The organism is Pseudorhizobium flavum, assembly GCF_044142885.1.
In the GTDB taxonomy this organism is placed as follows: domain Bacteria; phylum Pseudomonadota; class Alphaproteobacteria; order Rhizobiales; family Rhizobiaceae; genus Neorhizobium; species Neorhizobium flavum.
The window spans coordinates 164747-180550 of sequence record NZ_JBIOKZ010000002.1; the positions used below are offsets into that span (position 1 = coordinate 164747).

Consider the following 15804-nt stretch of genomic DNA (forward strand, 5'->3'; position numbering starts at 1 on the left):
GATAATGAGCGGTCATTCCACATACCAGCCGGCCTCCGGCATCGAGAAATGGATCGACTCGCGGCTTCCATTGCCGCGCATGATCCATGACAGCTTCGTCTCTTACCCCGTTCCCCGCAACCTGAACTATGCCTATACCTTCGGCGCCATGCTGTCGGTGATGCTGATCGTCCAGATCCTGTCGGGTGTTGTTCTGGCCATGCACTACGCGGCCGAAACGACGGTTGCCTTCAACTCCGTCGAGAAGATCATGCGCGACGTCAACCACGGTTGGCTGCTGCGCTACATGCATGCAAACGGCGCGTCGTTCTTCTTCATCGCCGTCTACCTGCACATCGCCCGCGGCCTCTACTACGGCTCCTACAAGGCGCCCCGCGAAATCCTATGGATCCTCGGCGTTGTGATCTATCTCCTGATGATGGCGACCGGCTTCATGGGCTACGTTCTGCCCTGGGGTCAGATGTCCTTCTGGGGCGCGACCGTCATCACCGGCTTCTTCTCCGCCTTCCCGCTGGTCGGCGAATGGATCCAGCAGTTCCTGCTGGGTGGCTTCGCTGTCGACCAGCCGACGCTGAACCGCTTCTTCTCGCTGCACTACCTGCTGCCGTTCATGATTGCCGGCGTCGTCGTCCTGCACATCTGGGCGCTGCACGTGACCGGCCAGACGAACCCGACCGGCGTTGAGGTGAAGACCAAGACGGACACCGTTGCCTTCACGCCCTATGCGACGCTCAAGGATGCGCTCGGCGTGTCGGTCTTCCTGCTCGTCTTCGCCTGGTTCATCTTCTACATGCCGAACTATCTCGGCCACCCGGACAACTACATTCCGGCGGATGCCCTGAAGACCCCGGCCCACATCGTTCCGGAATGGTACTACCTGCCATTCTACGCGATGCTGCGCGCCATCACCTTCAATGTCGGCCCGATCGACTCCAAGCTCGGCGGCGTGCTCGTCATGTTCGGCTCGATCATCGTGCTGTTCTTCCTGCCCTGGCTCGACACGTCGAAGGTCCGCTCGGCCGTCTACCGTCCGTGGTACAAGCTGTTCTTCTGGATCTTCGTTGCCGACTGCATTCTCCTCGGCTGGCTTGGCGCCATGCCGGCGGAAGGCGTCTACGTCATCCTGTCTCAGCTCGGCACGCTCTACTACTTCGGCTTCTTCCTGGTGATCATGCCGCTGCTCGGCCTGTTCGAGACGCCTCGCCGCATACCGAACTCGATCACCGAGGCGGTTCTCGCGAAGCAGAACAAGTCCGACATGGAAAAGCTTCCGCCTGCCGAAGCCAGCGTCCGATAGCCGAGACCGAGAGGGAAAAAGAGTTATGAAAAAGCTTGTTACAAGCATCCTTTCGCTGGCCGTCGTGGCAGGTCTGGGCTTCACCGCCGCAGCATCGGCGGCCGAAGAGGGAGAAACACCGCACTACCCGATCAACAAGCCTCGGGAAGTGAACTGGAGCTTTGCCGGCCCGTTCGGTCACTACGACAAGGGCCAGCTGCAGCGGGGACTGAAGGTCTACACCGAAGTCTGTGCAGCCTGTCACTCCATGACACTGGTATCGTTCCGAACGCTCCAGGACCTCGGCTATTCCGAAGAGCAGGTGAAGGCGTTCGCCGCCAACTACCAGGTGACCGACGGTCCCAACGACGATGGCGACATGTTCGACCGGGCTGCGGTTCCGTCCGACTACTTCCCGCCGCCGTTCCCGAACGCACAGGCTGCCGCCGCTTCCAACAATGGTGCGGCCCCTCCGGACTTCTCTCTGATCGCCAAGGCGCGCGGCGTGACCCGCGGCTTCCCTCAGTTCGTGTTCGACATCTTCACGCAGTACCAGGAAGGTGGCCCGGATTACATCTATTCGCTCCTGACGGGTTACCAGGAGCCGCCGGAAGGCGTCGAGGTTCCGGAAGGGACCTACTACAACCCGTATTTCATCGCCTCGGCATCGCTTGCCATGGCCCCGCCGATCTCGGATGGCCAGGTCACCTATGACGATGGTGCTCCTGAAACGCTCGACCAGTACTCCAAGGACGTGTCCGCGTTCCTGATGTGGGCTGCAGAGCCGCATCTGGAGGATCGCAAGCGCACCGGCTTCATGGTCATGGTCTTCCTGCTGATCTTCACCGGGCTCATCTACCTGACGAAGAAGTCTGTCTACGCCAGCAAGGAACACTGAGGACAACCCTCGCTACAACAATAAGGCGACCTCCGGGTCGCCTTTTTTGTTGGGGGACCGCGGATAAACCGCTAGGTTTCCTCCGCCCGTTCCTTCCCTTCCAGCAATTCGGACTTCCCATGACCCAGCCCATCGACCTCGCTGCCTCCGTCCGCTCGATCGTGGACTACCCGAAGCCCGGGATCATCTTCCGTGACATCACGACCCTGCTCGGCGACGCGGTGGCCTTCCGCCAGGCGGTGGACGAGCTTGTACGGCCATATACGGGTTTGGGGGTCGACAAGATCGCCGGCATCGAGGCGCGCGGCTTCATCCTCGGAGGGGCGTTGGCGCACCAGCTCTCGGCAGGGTTCGTGCCGATCCGCAAGAAGGGCAAGCTGCCGCACGAGACCGTACGGATCGCCTACAGCCTCGAATATGGCGTCGACGAGATGGAGATGCATGTGGATGCCGTTAAGCCCGGCGAAAAGGTCATCCTAACCGACGACCTGATTGCCACCGGTGGCACTGCGGAAGGCGCTGTCAAGCTATTGCGCCAGCAGGGCGCTGAGATCGTCTCGGCGTGCTTCGTCATTGACCTGCCGGAACTGGGCGGGCGCCGCAAGCTCGAGGGGCTCGGGGTCGAGGTGCGGACGCTGATGGAGTTCGAGGGACACTGACGTCTGTCGGAACTGCGGGCGCCTATTCGAACTCGAGCACGGTTCCGTCGTAGCGCATGACGACCTCGCCATGCTGGTTCACCCCGTCATTGGCGGTCAGGTTGAGCCATGTGCCGGGACGTGATGCCAGGGGGCGGCTGTCTACGACTTCCACCGAATAGGTGATGCTGTCGCCGGCATAGACGGGCTTCAGCCACTGGAGTTTCTTGAAGCCTGCGGAAGGACCAAGCTTCGGCGCGACCAGCCCTTCGGCTTCGAGCCTTGCCACTTCCGCATCCCAGTAGGCGATATAGGTCTTCATCCAGCCGGCGCAGGTGTGCCAACCGGATGCACAGAGGCCGCCGAAGACGGAGCCTTTGGCCGCTTCCGGATCAGTATGGAACGGTTGCGGATCATATTTTCGCGCGAAGCGGATGATGTCCTCGGAAGTGAACAGCATGGTGCCGGTAATCACCTTCCTGCCCGGTGGAGAAAGCTCGATCAGTCTCATTGCGGTTCTCCGACGGGAGTGCGCAATCGCATCATGATCGGGTTCTCCCCCTTCATCACGAGTTCGCCCCGCTGGTTCTCCACCTCATGGAGGAAGGTCACCATGCCGATGCCGGGGCGCGAGCGGAGTTCGCGGGCCGACACGACCGTCGAGCGCCCGGAAAGCGTATCGCCGGCGAGAACCGGCCTCTTCCATTCCATAAAATCGATGCCGGGCGATCCTTCCGAAGACGATTGCGACAGCCATCCGTCATACATCATGCGCATGAACATACTGCCCGTGTGCCAGCCGGAAGCGGAAAGGCCTCCGAGGATGCTTGCCTTGCCCGCCGCCTCGTCGAGGTGCATGGGCTGCGGGTCGAATTCGGCAGCAAATTCGACGATCTCCTCTGCGCTGACCTGCCGCTCGGGCAGCGGAAAGACGCGTCCAGGCGTGAAGTCTTCAAAATGGTAGTCCGGTTCCGCCATTCGGATTCCTCTTGCCGATTCCGCGTGGCACAATGGCGGGGCAGGGGTGCAAATTCAAGGAGCGTCCATGTCTAACTGGCTGGATCAGGCGGATTTCCTCAGAGCACTGGAAGCGCCGGCACGCGCGGGCTCGAGCCTCTGCGCCTGGCACATGTGCCGCGAGGAACCGTACTGTTTCGCCCGGGTGACGAGGCGCAGACGTTCGTCGTCCTCATCTCCGGACGGATCGGCGTCTATCTCACCGGCCGCAACGGTCGCGAGATGCTTCTCTATTCCGTGGCGCCCGGGCAGACCTGCGTGCAAACCACCCTCGGCGTTCTGGGGCAGGCTCACTATACCGGCGAGGCTATCGCAGAGACAGACGTCTCGGCGGTGATGATCCCGCGCGCGCAGTTCGAGGCTCTGGTGTCAAGTTCGCCTGCCTTCCGCAACTTCGTCTTCGGGGCCTTCGCCTCCCGGCTTTCGGACCTGATGTCTCTCCTGGAGCAGGTTGCCTTCGTGTCGGTCGGCCAGAGACTTGCACGTACGCTGCTTGAACGTGGGGGACGTGATGACGAGATTGCAGCGACCCATCAGGAACTGGCCGTCCTGATCGGCTCGGCCCGCGAAGTGGTGTCGCGCCGTCTGGAGGCTCTCTCGTCGAAGGGGCTCGTGGAAAGCGAACGCGGCCGGATTCGCATCAGGAACAGAGCGGGCCTGCAGCGGCTCGCAGGGGATACGGAACCTGCTCTGTGACTTAGTCACCGACGCGGCCCGTGGCCTCGACTAGACTTCCAGGATTGAGCGAGGAAAGGAAGCGCCATGTTCGCCAAGAATGTCGGGTCCGCGGACCGTATCATCCGCGTCGTTGCCGGAATCCTGCTGTTGTCGCTGTTCTTCATCTATCCGGAGTCGCCGTGGCGCTATTTCGCGCTGATCGGCATCGTGCCGCTGGCAACCGGGTTATTGGCAACATGTCCGCTCTATTCGCTTTTCGGGATTTAAAGTTGCCCGATGAAGAAGGTGCGCTGACCGCACGCGGAGATCGGGGAACAGGCGCCGATCCTCTCCCGGCGCCTGTCAATTCATCTAGGTGTTGAAGCGGAAGTGGATGACGTCGCCGTCGTGGACGACGTACTCCTTGCCTTCGTCGCGGCCCTTGCCGGCTTCCTTCGCACCGACTTCGCCCTTGTAGGCGATATAGTCGTCATAGCCGATGGTGAAAGCGCGAATAAAGCCGCGCTCGAAATCCGTGTGGATGACGCCCGCCGCCTGCGGGGCCTTCGTGCCGCGCACGATCGTCCAGGCACGGGTCTCCTTGGGGCCGACGGTGAAATAGGTGATCAGGTCGAGGAGGTTGTAACCGGCACGAATAAGGCGATCCAGGCCAGCCTCCTCGAGGCCGAGAGCCGACAGGAACTCCGTCGCCTCGTCTTCCGGCAACTGCGCCACTTCAGCCTCGATCGCGGCGGAGATGATGACGCATTCGGCGCCCTGTTCGGCGGCCATCCTGGCGACCGCTTCCGTGTGCGCATTGCCGGTCACAGCATCGGCTTCCGCGACATTGCAGACGTAGAGCACCGGATGGGAGGTGAGGAGGTTCAGGCCCTTGAGGATGTCGATCTCCTCGGGGCTCATGGTCTTCAGGAGCAGGCGCGCCGGCTTGCCGTCCTGCAGCAGCTTGATGACCGCTTCCATGACAGGAAGCTGGGCAAGGGATTCCTTGTCCTTGCCAGTCGCCCGCTTGCGGGTCTGCTCGACCCGGCGCTCCAGGCTTTCGAGATCGGCGAGCATCAGCTCGGTCTCGATGGTCTCGGCATCACCGACCGGATCGATGCGGCCCTCCACATGGGTGATGTCGGTATCCTCGAAGCAGCGCAGGACATGAACGATCGCGTCGACCTCGCGGATATTGGCGAGGAACTTGTTGCCGAGGCCTTCGCCCTTCGATGCGCCGCGGACAAGGCCGGCGATGTCGACGAAGGAGATGCGGGTCGGTATGATCTCCTTGGAGCCGGCGATTTGAGCGAGCTTCTGCATGCGCGGATCCGGAACGGCCACTTCGCCGGTATTCGGCTCGATGGTGCAGAAGGGATAATTGGCGGCCTGCGCTGCAGCCGTCTTCGTCAGAGCATTGAAAAGTGTCGACTTGCCGACATTCGGCAGGCCCACGATGCCGCACTTGAAACCCATCGGTAGAGATACCTGTTGCTGGAAACGATCGTTGGCTTGGCTATGGGATAAACGGCCCGAGGGGTCAAGGGTCGATCCCGGTTGCTGTTGAATGCGGCCCGGGCCGGTGCCATACTTTCCGCCGTTCATTCGATGTCACGGCGAGGTCAACATGCCGACGAAGGACGACACGATCCTCCTGCCCAGGACAAAGACCAAACCGAAGCTCGAGCGGCCGAAGCTCTACAAGGTCATTCTGGTCAATGACGACTATACGCCGCGAGAATTCGTGGTGATGGTTCTGAAGGCTGTCTTTCGCATGCCCGAGGAGACGAGCTACCGCGTCATGCTGACCGCCCATCGAATGGGCACCGCCGTGGTGGTCGTCTGCGCCAGGGATATTGCAGAGACGAAGGCGAAGGAAGCCATCGATCTTGCGAAGGAAGCTGGCTACCCGCTGATGTTCACCACCGAGCCGGAGGAGTGATTAGTGCGCCGGGCGGTAGAGGTAATCATCCGGCAAACCAAGGCGGCGGCAGGCCTGGACGGGCGGTGACGACTTCAGGAGAAGCCGGTCGGCGGCCTTGGCCGCAAGGCCGACTGCAATCCGCTCGCGACGCGACAGGTGGTACTCCTCGCCGATGCCGAGCCGTGTCCTGACCCAGGGCGGAAGGATTGCAACTGCCGCCTTGACAAGCGCCACCTGCATCGGATTGGCGATCCGCGGCAGGGCGTCCACGCGCTGCATGATGTCGAGGAACTCGGAGACGATAGGGGAGGGGGTCAAGCGATCGCGCATGCCCTCCAGCATCCGGGCCCAATCCGCCTCGGAGGCCGGGGCGCCGACGGCGCCGTAGAGCCGGGCGGCCGGGGCGGCTTCCCGGAACAGCGCCTCCCGTTCCGCCTGCGACAGGGGACGGACATAGCGGTGATAGGCCTCCATAAAGCCGAAGCCCGCCGTCGCCTGGACCCAGTCCAGCAGCGCGGGGTCGTTGGCGTGATAGGGCTCACCCTCGGACGTGACGCCGGTGATACGGTCGTGGGCGCGGACCACGCCTGCAATCATCGCCTCGGCGCGGCTATGCGCGCCGTAGACGGTCACCATGGCGGCCAGGCCGGTGCGCTGCAGGCGCTTCAGCGGTTCGGTGCGGAAACTCGTGTGATGCCAGACACCGTCCCGCACGTTCGGCTCGCCCAGTTCGAGCAGAACGGCGGCCACACCACCGATGAAGAGCGCTACCTGATTCTTGAAGATGCGCCAGGAAACGGAATCGGGACCTACGAGCGCCTGCTCGCCAGAAGGGCTGGAGAAGTCGAAGCGGGGCCCCGATTCCGTCAAGAAGCCTCGAAGGACACTGTCCAGCTTGTCATGCACCGGCGCAGGAAGCGGGAGGACCGCAAGATCGAGCATAGGGAGTCTCCTTTCGGGTAAGGAAAGACGGCCCAGTGCCGATGGTTCCGGATTAGTCGACCTTGCCCCCGAACAGCTTCTTCAACATGTCGGCCATCGGTCCCGTCGCCGGCGCGGCGGGCTTCTGGTTCCGTGCCTGGCGGATGTGCGACTGCATTGCCGGCTTTTTCGGGTCGGGTGCCGCGGCTTGAGCGGCGGGCTTGTCGCCGACCGCCAGGGCCAGCTTGTTCAGGAACTGCGAGTCCTCGCCCTTCACCAGCATCGCCGCGTTGTCGGCGATGGCATCCAGAAGTGGTTTGAGCCACGTGCGATCCGACTTGGCGAAGTCACCCAGGACATGATTGTGTACGAGCTCCTTGGAGCCCGGATGGCCGATCCCGAGGCGCAGCCGGCGGTATTCCTTGCCGCAATGGGCGTCGAGAGACTTGACGCCGTTGTGTCCGCCATGTCCGCCGCCGGTCTTGAGGCGCACCTTACCCGGAGCAAGGTCGAGTTCGTCATAGATGGCGAGAATGTCGGCCGGGGCGAGCTTGTAGAAGCGCATGGCTTCGCCGACCGCTTCGCCGGAGAGGTTCATGTAGGTCTGCGGCTTCATCAGCAGGACCTTCTCGCCGGCAAGTTCGCCTTCCGAGATCTCGGCCTTGAACTTCTTCGACCATGGCGCGAACCCCGGCAGGCGCTGAAGCGCGTCGGCGGCCATGAAACCGATATTGTGGCGGTTTCCGGAGTATTTGGGGCCAGGATTTCCCAGGCCAGCGATGATCTTCATATGCAAGAAACTCGTGTTCAGCGGTATCGCCTTCTCCACCTTGAACGCCCGCGGAAGTCAACCGGTTTCCTCGCCGCCAGCGCGCTCCGCCTTTCGGCCGGCAGATCGCCTCTAGGGTCCGAAAACAAAAAACCCGCCACGAGGGCGGGTTTCGTTCGGCAAATGCAGAAGCTTACTCGGAAGCTTCGCCCTCAGCCGGCTGCTCTTCTTCCTCGACGCCGGCCGCCGGGGCGACGATGGTCGCGATGGTGAAGTCGCGGTCGGTGATGACCGGCTTCACGCCCTTCGGCAGGGTAACGTGCGAGATGTGGATGCTGTCGCCGATCTTGAAGCCGGTCAGGTCCACGGTGATGGAGTCCGGAATGGCGTCGGCCGGGCAGTTGAATTCAACCGTATGGCGGACGATGTTCAGGACGCCGCCGATCTTAACGCCGGACTTCTGGTCGTTGATGAAGTGGACCGGCACGTCAACGGTAACGGCGGTGTCCTTCGAGACGCGCAGGAAATCGACATGCATGGTGAAGTCGCGCACCGGATCCAGCTGGTAGTCCTTCGGCAGAACCTGGTACTTCTTGCCGTCGACATCGATGGTCGCGATGGTGGTCATGAAACCACCGGCATGGATGCGCTTCGTCACTTCGTTGGTCGAAAGTGCGATGGAAATGGGGGGCTGCTTGTCACCATAGATGACGGCAGGGATGAAACCGTTGCGGCGAAGTTCACGGGCGGACCCCTTACCGACCCGTTCGCGCGCCTCGGCCTTGAGCTCGTAAGTTTCCTGGCTCATGGCATGTCCTTTCGAGGTTGTTTGGAGAGTCTGACCGTGCAACCGGTGCACGGAGGAGACTGGGAGGACACCTCGCGATGCTCTCCATCCGCGTTGCCTCCAAGGGTGTCTACGCGGACCGGCGGGCTATAATACAAAGGTTGCCGGATGGCAAGCCGACGCCGGAGGACCTGACATTCGTCAAGTCTTTACCATGTCAGCGAACGGATAGAACACACATGGATGTTAGAACGCCGTCATATTCTCATGGATCGGCTCATCATGTCCCGCATTTTCTCCTGCCTTTTCATCGAACACGATCTCCGCTACGTCGCCGCGGCCGTTCTTGTTCTCGCAATGGGCGCGACGCTGACGATCCGGCTGTTTTCGCGGGTCACGCGGCGCCGGGGTCTGGAGAAGGGAATATGGCTGTTCCTCGCCGGGTTCATCGGCGGATCGACGACCTGGGCGACGCACTTCCTCGCCATGCTCGGATACACGACAGGCGGTATCGCAGGTTACGAGCCGGGCGGGACGCTCGCATCACTTGCCGTGTCGATCGGAGGTGTCACGGCGGGCCTCGCCATCTCGGCCTATGGCGGCCGGAGCATGCTGCTGGAGGCGGGAGGTGTGGTGCTGGGCCTCGGGCTCGGCGCCATGCACTATCTTGGCATGTCAGCCTATGAGGTGCAGGGGGAGATCGTCTGGCGTCTCGACTATGTCGCGATGTCGCTTCTGGCCGGTGCCTTCTTCTCTGCCGTTGCGATGAACCGGGCGGCTCGTCCGGTCACCCGTTTCTGCCGCTATGGGGCGGTCGCCGCATTGATCGTGGCGATCGCATCCGTGCATTTCATCGGCATGGCTGCCATTGACCTGGTGCCGGACACCACGCTGGAGGTCCCGCAATCGGTGATCTCGTCCGCGGTGCTCGGTCTCGGTGTGCTCGGCCTGATGATGGTGCTGCTGGCGCTCGCGGCGGCAAGCTACCTCATCGATGCCAGCACGATGCGCGAGGCCGTCGAGCGATACCGGCAGCTTTCCCTCCAGGACCCGCTCACGGGCCTGCCGAACCGCTCGGCCTTCCAGGAAGAGCTCTCGGAGGCTTCCGTCCACGCAGTGGGATTGGGAGCCAGGGTCGCGATCCTCTCCTTCGATCTCGACCGCTTCAAGGAAGTGAACGATGTGCATGGGCATTTGGCCGGAGACGCGGTGCTTCGCACCATCGGCGACCGCCTGGCAAGCGTCATCAGCGATGGCGAGTTCGTCGCGCGGATCGGCGGCGACGAATTCATCGCCATGACGCGCCGTTATTACGGACGCGCGGATGCCTCGCGGCTGGCGGCGCGGATGATCGCGGAGATCGTCAAGCCCATCGAATGGAACGGCAATAGCCTGAATGTCGGCACCAGTGTGGGTGTTGCCATTCTGGACGACGATGTGGAGGTCGAGGACCTCCTCGCACAGGCGGACGTCGCCATGTACCGCGCCAAGGAGACAGGCTCTAACGCCGTCTGTTTCTATGATGCCTCCATGGATCGGGCTGTGCGGGAGCGGAACGTGTTGGCGATGGACATGCGTTCGGGCTTGCTAAGGGGAGAGTTCCAGCTCAACTACCAGCGCCAGAACGACACATTCACCGGCGCTGTCGTCGGCTTCGAAGCGCTGCTGCGCTGGAACCATCCTTATCGCGGAAACGTGCCGCCGTCCGAGTTCATACCGATCGCCGAGCGCAGCGGCTTCATCGTGGAACTCGGCGAGTGGGTACTTCGCGAAGCCTGCCGAGAGGCAGCAAGCTGGCGCAATCCGCTATCGATCGCCGTCAATGTCGCGACACAGCAGCTTGCCGATCCGCGCTTTCCCGGTGTCGTCCAGGACATTCTGCAGGAAACCGGCCTCAATCCGGCGCGTCTGGAGCTGGAAATTACCGAGACCGGCATCATCGCCGATCATCAACGGGCTCTGCAGACCATACGCCACCTCAAGAGCCTCGGCGCTAAGATCGCGATGGACGATTACGGAACGGGCTATTCCTCGCTCTCCATGCTGCTCGCCTTTCCCTTCGACAAGATCAAGATCGACCGCCAGTTCGTCGATGGCGTCGCCACCAGCGCGCAATCTGCTGCTATCGTGCGGTCGACGCTCATTCTCGCCTCGAGTCTGGAAATCCCAGTCCTTGCCGAAGGGGTCGAGACGGATGAGCATGTCAACTTCCTGCGGGATGAGGGCTGCGTGCAGGTGCAGGGCTATTTCTATGGCAAGCCTGTGCCGCGCACAGAGATCGAGGCAATCGTAAATGCGGTCGTCGATCGCCGGCCTGATCAGGCGAAGGTCGCCTAGAGCCGGGCCTTCAGTATCGTTCCGGCTCCGCTAGCGCGGCTCGCCCCCCGGCGGATAGGCCGTCTTCTGCTCAAACCGGAACTTGTGGCCGCACTGGCAGCGGACCATGTATTTGCGGGGATCCTGGGACGGGAACTCCGCCAGGAACCCCGCCGGCATCTCGTCGATCCGGAAGTCCCTGTTTCCCCCGCGTCTCTCCTCGCTTTCAGACACTTCGGCAAAACCCGAGTGGCCGCATTGCGAACATTCCAGCTTCCTTGAATAGCGATCGCGCGCAGCCATGATTGCTCCTGGGGTGTTTCCGTCTTCGGCGGGTACACCTAGAGCCTTTGGGGCGGGATGCAAACGGGACCACTGCCAAGCCCACAAAAGAAAAGCGCCGGCTCCTGGTGGAGCCGGCGCTTTGAATGTCGAGACGGGGCGGGGTCAGGCAGCGCGACGATCGCCCTGAACTGCGCCGGCATTGCCGATGGAGAAGTGGCTGATCTGCTCGTTCAACACTTCCGCCTCGTTGGCCAGGGAATGGGCCGACGCTGAGGTCTCCTCGACCATGGCGGCATTCTGCTGCGTCACTTGGTCGAGACCGCTGACGGCGGAATTGATCTCTGTCAGGCGCGCCGACTGTTCACGCGACGAGCCGACGATCGCGCCGATATGCTCGTTGATCGACTGGATGTTGCCCTGGATGTGTTCCAGGCTTTCTCCGGTCTTGAGGACGAGCGCCACGCCGTTCTCGACATCTGAGGCCGATGCCGTGATCAGGGCGCCGATGTCGCGCGCCGCGGTCGCCGACTTCTGGGCGAGTTCCCGGACTTCCTGGGCGACGACGGCAAAGCCCTTGCCGGCTTCACCGGCACGTGCCGCCTCGACGCCGGCATTGAGGGCCAGCAGGTTGGTCTGGAAGGCGATCTGGTCGATGACGTCGATGATCTGACGGATCTTGGAGGAGGAGCTTTCGATCCGCTCCATCGCTCCGATCGCATCGCGCACCACGGCTGTGGAGGTGTGTGCGCCCTTCAACGTGTCGGCCGCGACGTCCACCGCCGTCTCGCAACGGTTCAGGGCGCCGTTGACGGCTCCAGTCATTTCGCCGAGAGCCGCGGCAGCCTCTTCCAGTGCCGCAGCCTGACGTTCGGTGCGCCGCGACAGATCATCTGAGGCCATCTTCAGTTCGCTCGAACCTGCCCGGATGGTGGTGACGCTGCTGCCGATCGCGGAGATCGTCTCTTCGAGGCCGGCCAGCGAGTTGTTGAAGTCGTGGCGCAGGTGATCGAGCGACGGGGCGAAAGCCTTGGTGATGCGCTGGTCGAGCTTGCCGCGGGAGAGGGCGGCGAGACCGGTTGCGAGCGCCGAGACGGCTTCTTCGATCTCACGGGCGCTGGCGGCCTTCTCGGCCTCCCGCTGCTGCCGCTCCTCGTCGATCTCCTCGCTCTTGCGGTGAGCCTCTTCCTCCATGCGTTCCTTGTCCAGGGCGCCCTGGCGGAAGGATTCGAGCGCCCGAGCCATGGTGCCGACCTCGTCGCCGCGCCCGGTATGCTCGACGACGATCGATTTGTCGCCGTCATTGAGACGGTTCATCAGCCTGGCGAGTTCCGTCAGCGGACGCGTGAGGCGGGCAGCGATGTACGTGCCGGCGAGGCCCATCACGACCAACACGGCAAGCGTGGCGAGGATCGCCCAATAGGCGAGTTCGCGGGCTGACGCCAATACCTGCGCTTCGTTCTGACCCACAGCCAGAAGGTGCTTCTCGCCGAAGAGGGAAACCGGCTGATAGGCGAAGAACAGCGGCTTGTCGGCCACGGTTGCGAAGGCCGAGCCGGTGGTCTGCCCTGTGGCCGCTTCGGCAAGATCGGCCGGGACGTCGTGGGATTGTCCGTCGACGAAGGAGCCGGTGCGGAAAGCACCCTTGCTGTCGAGCAGCAGCGCTTCGTCGATCGACGTGCCGTACTCCTTGGGGGTGACGGCGTTGACCAGTCGCTCTGCCGACACCCGGAAGATGACCGCACCCTTGACGACTGTGTCCCCCCAGGAGGAGACGGCCAGTTGCTTGCCGATCAATGCAGAAGGCTTGCCGCCATCGGCATCGAATGGAGCGAAGGTCGAGGTGTGGATCTGGTCGGAAGAGCCGCCGTTGATCCGGCCGAGGATCTCGTTGATGCCGGAGATCGCCGAGGCCTGTTCGAGGAGCTCCGGGCCCTTGGTGACGGAGTAGATCACCTGGCCCTTCGTATCGACGATATAGATTTCACTGACGCCGGCGTTCTTCCAGGCGCTCACGATCGTGCCGTGGATGGTCGCGTGCTGGATCGCGTACAGGAGCTTCAGCCCGGCGTCGCTCAATTCGGAGCGCTGCATGGGGGTGAGGTCCGACTTCTGGTAGGCGGCCCGAATCTGGTCTCCCTCGGCGGGGATGATGTTGGACATCGTATCGACCGCCTGACCGATCGCGCTGTTCTGACCGAGTTCGCTCAGCGCCTGTTGGATCCTGGCCTGGTATGTCGAGAGATCGTCGGACTGGTTGGCGGCGATCGACTCAAGCCGAAGCTGGCTGGCTTCGATGAGCCCGCTCTTGCCGATCTGATAGCTCAGCAGGCCGACGGAAAGGCAGGATACGAAGGTTGCACCAACGACGAGCCCGGCGAACTTGGCCTTCAGCGACCAAGATTTTCCGGCGCCGACACGCTTCAATGGCTGCGACATGACGATAAAAATCCCCCACACACGTAAAAATGGTGCGGAAGCTTTGTCAGTAATTCATTGCGGCTGCGTTAATGACCGACTCTCGTATACTGCCGTCCCGAACCGCCCGTCAGTCGAAGAGGCTGGAGACCGATTCCTCTGAAGCCGTCCGATTGATGGCTTCGCCGAGCAGGTTTGCGGTGGTGACGACGCGGATATTGTGGGCCGACTGCACGGCCGTGGTCGGCTGGATCGAGTCGGTGATCACGAGTTCGCGCAGCTTGGACGAGGTGATGCGGGCGACGGCGCCGCCCGACAGGACGCCGTGGGTGATATATGCGGTAACGCTGGTTGCGCCCTTATCCAGGAGGGCTTCCGCTGCATTGCAGAGCGTTCCGCCGGAATCGACGATGTCGTCGACCAGCAGGCAGTCCTTGCCAGCGACTTCACCGATCACGTTCATCACCTCGGACTCACCGGCACGTTCGCGGCGCTTGTCGACGATGGCAAGCGGACAATCGATCCGCTTGGCGAGCGAGCGGGCGCGCACGACGCCGCCGACATCGGGTGAAACGACCATGACGTTCCTGACGTCGTAGTTGTCCTTCACGTCGCGGGCGAGGATCGGCACGGCGAAGAGATTGTCGGTCGGGATGTCGAAGAAGCCCTGGATCTGGCCTGCATGAAGATCGAGTGTCAGGACGCGGTCGGCGCCCGCCTCGGTGATCAGGTTGGCGACGAGCTTGGCGGAGATCGGCGTGCGGGGGCCGGCCTTGCGGTCCTGGCGGGCATAGCCGAAATAGGGGAGGACCGCAGTGATGCGCTTGGCAGAGGACCGACGGAAGGCGTCGATCATGATCAGGAGTTCCATCAGGTGGTCATTGGCAGGGAACGACGTGGACTGGATGACGAAGACATCCTCGCCTCGCACGTTTTCCTGTATCTCTACGAAGATTTCCTGGTCTGCAAAGCGTCTGACGCTGGCTTTTCCGACTGGTACATTGAGATAGTTGCAGATCGCATCGGCAAGCTGCCGGTTCGAATTGCCTGCGAAAACCTTCATTTCGGTCCGCCCGTTCTGACGCTGGATGGGCGCCTTTTACCGTTGCACTAGCCGAATGCAAGAGCGTTCGGTCCGGCTCCCCTAATTTTGTGAATAAACCGTGACGTCCCTCAGCCGGGACGTGCACTCTTCCAGGCCACATATTCGTTGATCGTCTTGGTGGCGATCGTCTCCATGGTGGCAGTGGGAACGGCCGACCACGGATCGCCGCGCGGAGAGGCCGCGATCCGCTCCTGACCCTGTACGCGGTGCAACCGGCCCCCACTGTTGTCGAGGATGTCCCAGACATAGACGACGGTAATGGCTTCGCCGTCGGCGAAGGCGGAGAAATATCCCTTGAGGATGTGATCCGTCGTGCTGTCGCCTGAGGCTCGGATCGTCAGCCCGCTCGCACGTGCCTGTGTCCCGAGCTGGCGTGAAAGCGGTGTTACCGCCTGCAGGGGCGCGCCGATGATGGGGAGGAAGCGGATCGAACCTCGCGTGGCCACGTCCTGTGGGGCCGGCTGTGCCGGTGCCGCCGCTGGCTCTGCTTGCTGAGGCTGTTGGACGGGCTGCGAGCGAGCCGCTGAGGAAGCGCCCGATTGCAGAGCCTGAGCCTGTGCCTCGAGCGTGTTTTGCGGCGGGTACTGTCGGGGCTGTTGGCCGTAGGTGTCAGAGCGGTAGTCCTGCGGATCGGGCGTCCGCGCAAGCCGGTCGGCCTCGGCCTGCGTCACCGGTGTCGACGGCCGCAGCCCTCCACCAACATCGGCGGGCGGCGTCAGAGCGTCGGTCGTGCATCCAGCCAAAATTGCCGAAGACAATGCGACGACCAGTCCTGCTATCACCAACCGCATGCCGC

At 62.6% G+C, this 15804-nt stretch carries 17 protein-coding genes; 7 read left to right on the forward strand and 10 right to left on the reverse strand.

Features of this window, described 5'->3' with window-relative positions; all coding sequences use genetic code 11:
• Position 1 precedes the first annotated feature (1 nt).
• The 3 genes from ACEPP2_RS04310 (at position 2) to ACEPP2_RS04320 (ending at position 2833) form a co-directional block, all read left to right on the forward strand.
• Entirely contained in the window at positions 2-1297 is a 1296-nt protein-coding gene (locus ACEPP2_RS04310) for a cytochrome b (protein ID WP_139346133.1), read from the forward strand.
• A gap of 25 nt (positions 1298-1322) precedes the next feature.
• Entirely contained in the window at positions 1323-2174 is an 852-nt protein-coding gene (locus ACEPP2_RS04315; RefSeq protein WP_395515891.1) for a cytochrome c1, read from the forward strand.
• A gap of 119 nt (positions 2175-2293) precedes the next feature.
• Complete coding sequence (locus ACEPP2_RS04320) at positions 2294-2833, forward strand: adenine phosphoribosyltransferase (RefSeq protein WP_395515892.1); 540 nt, start codon at positions 2294-2296, stop codon at positions 2831-2833.
• A 22-nt stretch (positions 2834-2855) separates the two neighbouring features.
• Here the strand turns inward: ACEPP2_RS04320 and ACEPP2_RS04325 are convergent, their stop codons facing one another.
• Positions 2856-3323 carry a MaoC family dehydratase gene (locus tag ACEPP2_RS04325; RefSeq protein ID WP_395515893.1) on the reverse strand — a complete coding sequence of 156 codons (468 nt, stop codon included), beginning with the start codon at positions 3321-3323 and terminating at the stop codon, positions 2856-2858.
• On the reverse strand, positions 3320-3790 hold the full coding sequence (locus ACEPP2_RS04330) for a MaoC family dehydratase (RefSeq protein WP_395515894.1): 471 nt from the start codon (positions 3788-3790) through the stop codon (positions 3320-3322). Before ACEPP2_RS04330 ends, ACEPP2_RS04325 begins: the two co-directional genes overlap by 4 nt.
• 153 nt (positions 3791-3943) lie before the next feature.
• Here ACEPP2_RS04330 and ACEPP2_RS04335 point away from each other — a divergent pair, with 153 nt between their 5' ends.
• Positions 3944-4525, forward strand: coding sequence for a Crp/Fnr family transcriptional regulator (locus ACEPP2_RS04335; protein ID WP_395515895.1), 582 nt, complete (start codon positions 3944-3946; stop codon positions 4523-4525).
• A 66-nt stretch (positions 4526-4591) separates the two neighbouring features.
• Positions 4592-4774, forward strand: coding sequence for a YgaP family membrane protein (locus ACEPP2_RS04340; protein WP_395515896.1), 183 nt, complete (start codon positions 4592-4594; stop codon positions 4772-4774).
• 84 nt (positions 4775-4858) lie between these two features.
• On the opposite strand, the gene ychF is transcribed toward ACEPP2_RS04340, so the two are convergent.
• On the reverse strand, positions 4859-5962 hold the full coding sequence (gene ychF / locus ACEPP2_RS04345; RefSeq protein ID WP_395515897.1) for a redox-regulated ATPase YchF: 1104 nt from the start codon (positions 5960-5962) through the stop codon (positions 4859-4861).
• A 151-nt stretch (positions 5963-6113) separates the two neighbouring features.
• Between ychF and clpS the strand changes: the two genes are divergently transcribed.
• Complete coding sequence (gene clpS, locus ACEPP2_RS04350) at positions 6114-6428, forward strand: ATP-dependent Clp protease adapter ClpS (protein WP_152337718.1); 315 nt, start codon at positions 6114-6116, stop codon at positions 6426-6428.
• On the opposite strand, the gene ACEPP2_RS04355 is transcribed toward clpS, so the two are convergent.
• The 3 genes from ACEPP2_RS04355 to ACEPP2_RS04365 form a co-directional block, all read right to left on the reverse strand.
• Positions 6429-7352 carry an oxygenase MpaB family protein gene (locus ACEPP2_RS04355; RefSeq protein ID WP_395515898.1) on the reverse strand — a complete coding sequence of 308 codons (924 nt, stop codon included), beginning with the start codon at positions 7350-7352 and terminating at the stop codon, positions 6429-6431.
• 52 nt (positions 7353-7404) lie between these two features.
• Positions 7405-8121 (reverse strand): aminoacyl-tRNA hydrolase, encoded by a 717-nt coding sequence (gene pth / locus ACEPP2_RS04360; RefSeq protein WP_395515899.1) that lies wholly within the window; start codon positions 8119-8121, stop codon positions 7405-7407.
• 172 nt (positions 8122-8293) lie between these two features.
• On the reverse strand, positions 8294-8908 hold the full coding sequence (locus ACEPP2_RS04365) for a 50S ribosomal protein L25/general stress protein Ctc (protein WP_052638889.1): 615 nt from the start codon (positions 8906-8908) through the stop codon (positions 8294-8296).
• Between the two features lie 261 nt (positions 8909-9169).
• On the opposite strand from ACEPP2_RS04365, the gene ACEPP2_RS04370 reads away from it, so the two are divergent.
• On the forward strand, positions 9170-11224 hold the full coding sequence (locus ACEPP2_RS04370) for a putative bifunctional diguanylate cyclase/phosphodiesterase (RefSeq protein ID WP_077546906.1): 2055 nt from the start codon (positions 9170-9172) through the stop codon (positions 11222-11224).
• 30 nt (positions 11225-11254) lie between these two features.
• Here ACEPP2_RS04370 and ACEPP2_RS04375 read toward each other — a convergent pair whose 3' ends face one another.
• From ACEPP2_RS04375 to ACEPP2_RS04390, 4 genes are all read right to left on the reverse strand, one after another.
• Complete coding sequence (locus ACEPP2_RS04375; RefSeq protein WP_077546732.1) at positions 11255-11506, reverse strand: hypothetical protein; 252 nt, start codon at positions 11504-11506, stop codon at positions 11255-11257.
• 144 nt (positions 11507-11650) lie between these two features.
• Positions 11651-13924: a methyl-accepting chemotaxis protein gene (locus ACEPP2_RS04380; RefSeq protein WP_142588043.1), complete on the reverse strand. Its 2274-nt coding sequence runs from the start codon at positions 13922-13924 to the stop codon at positions 11651-11653.
• A gap of 109 nt (positions 13925-14033) precedes the next feature.
• Entirely contained in the window at positions 14034-14966 is a 933-nt protein-coding gene (locus tag ACEPP2_RS04385) for a ribose-phosphate pyrophosphokinase (protein WP_395515900.1), read from the reverse strand.
• Between the two features lie 110 nt (positions 14967-15076).
• The gene (locus ACEPP2_RS04390) at positions 15077-15799 is read right to left on the reverse strand and encodes a hypothetical protein (RefSeq protein ID WP_142588042.1); all 723 of its coding nucleotides are present in this window, start codon (positions 15797-15799) and stop codon (positions 15077-15079) included.
• Positions 15800-15804 lie beyond the last annotated feature (5 nt).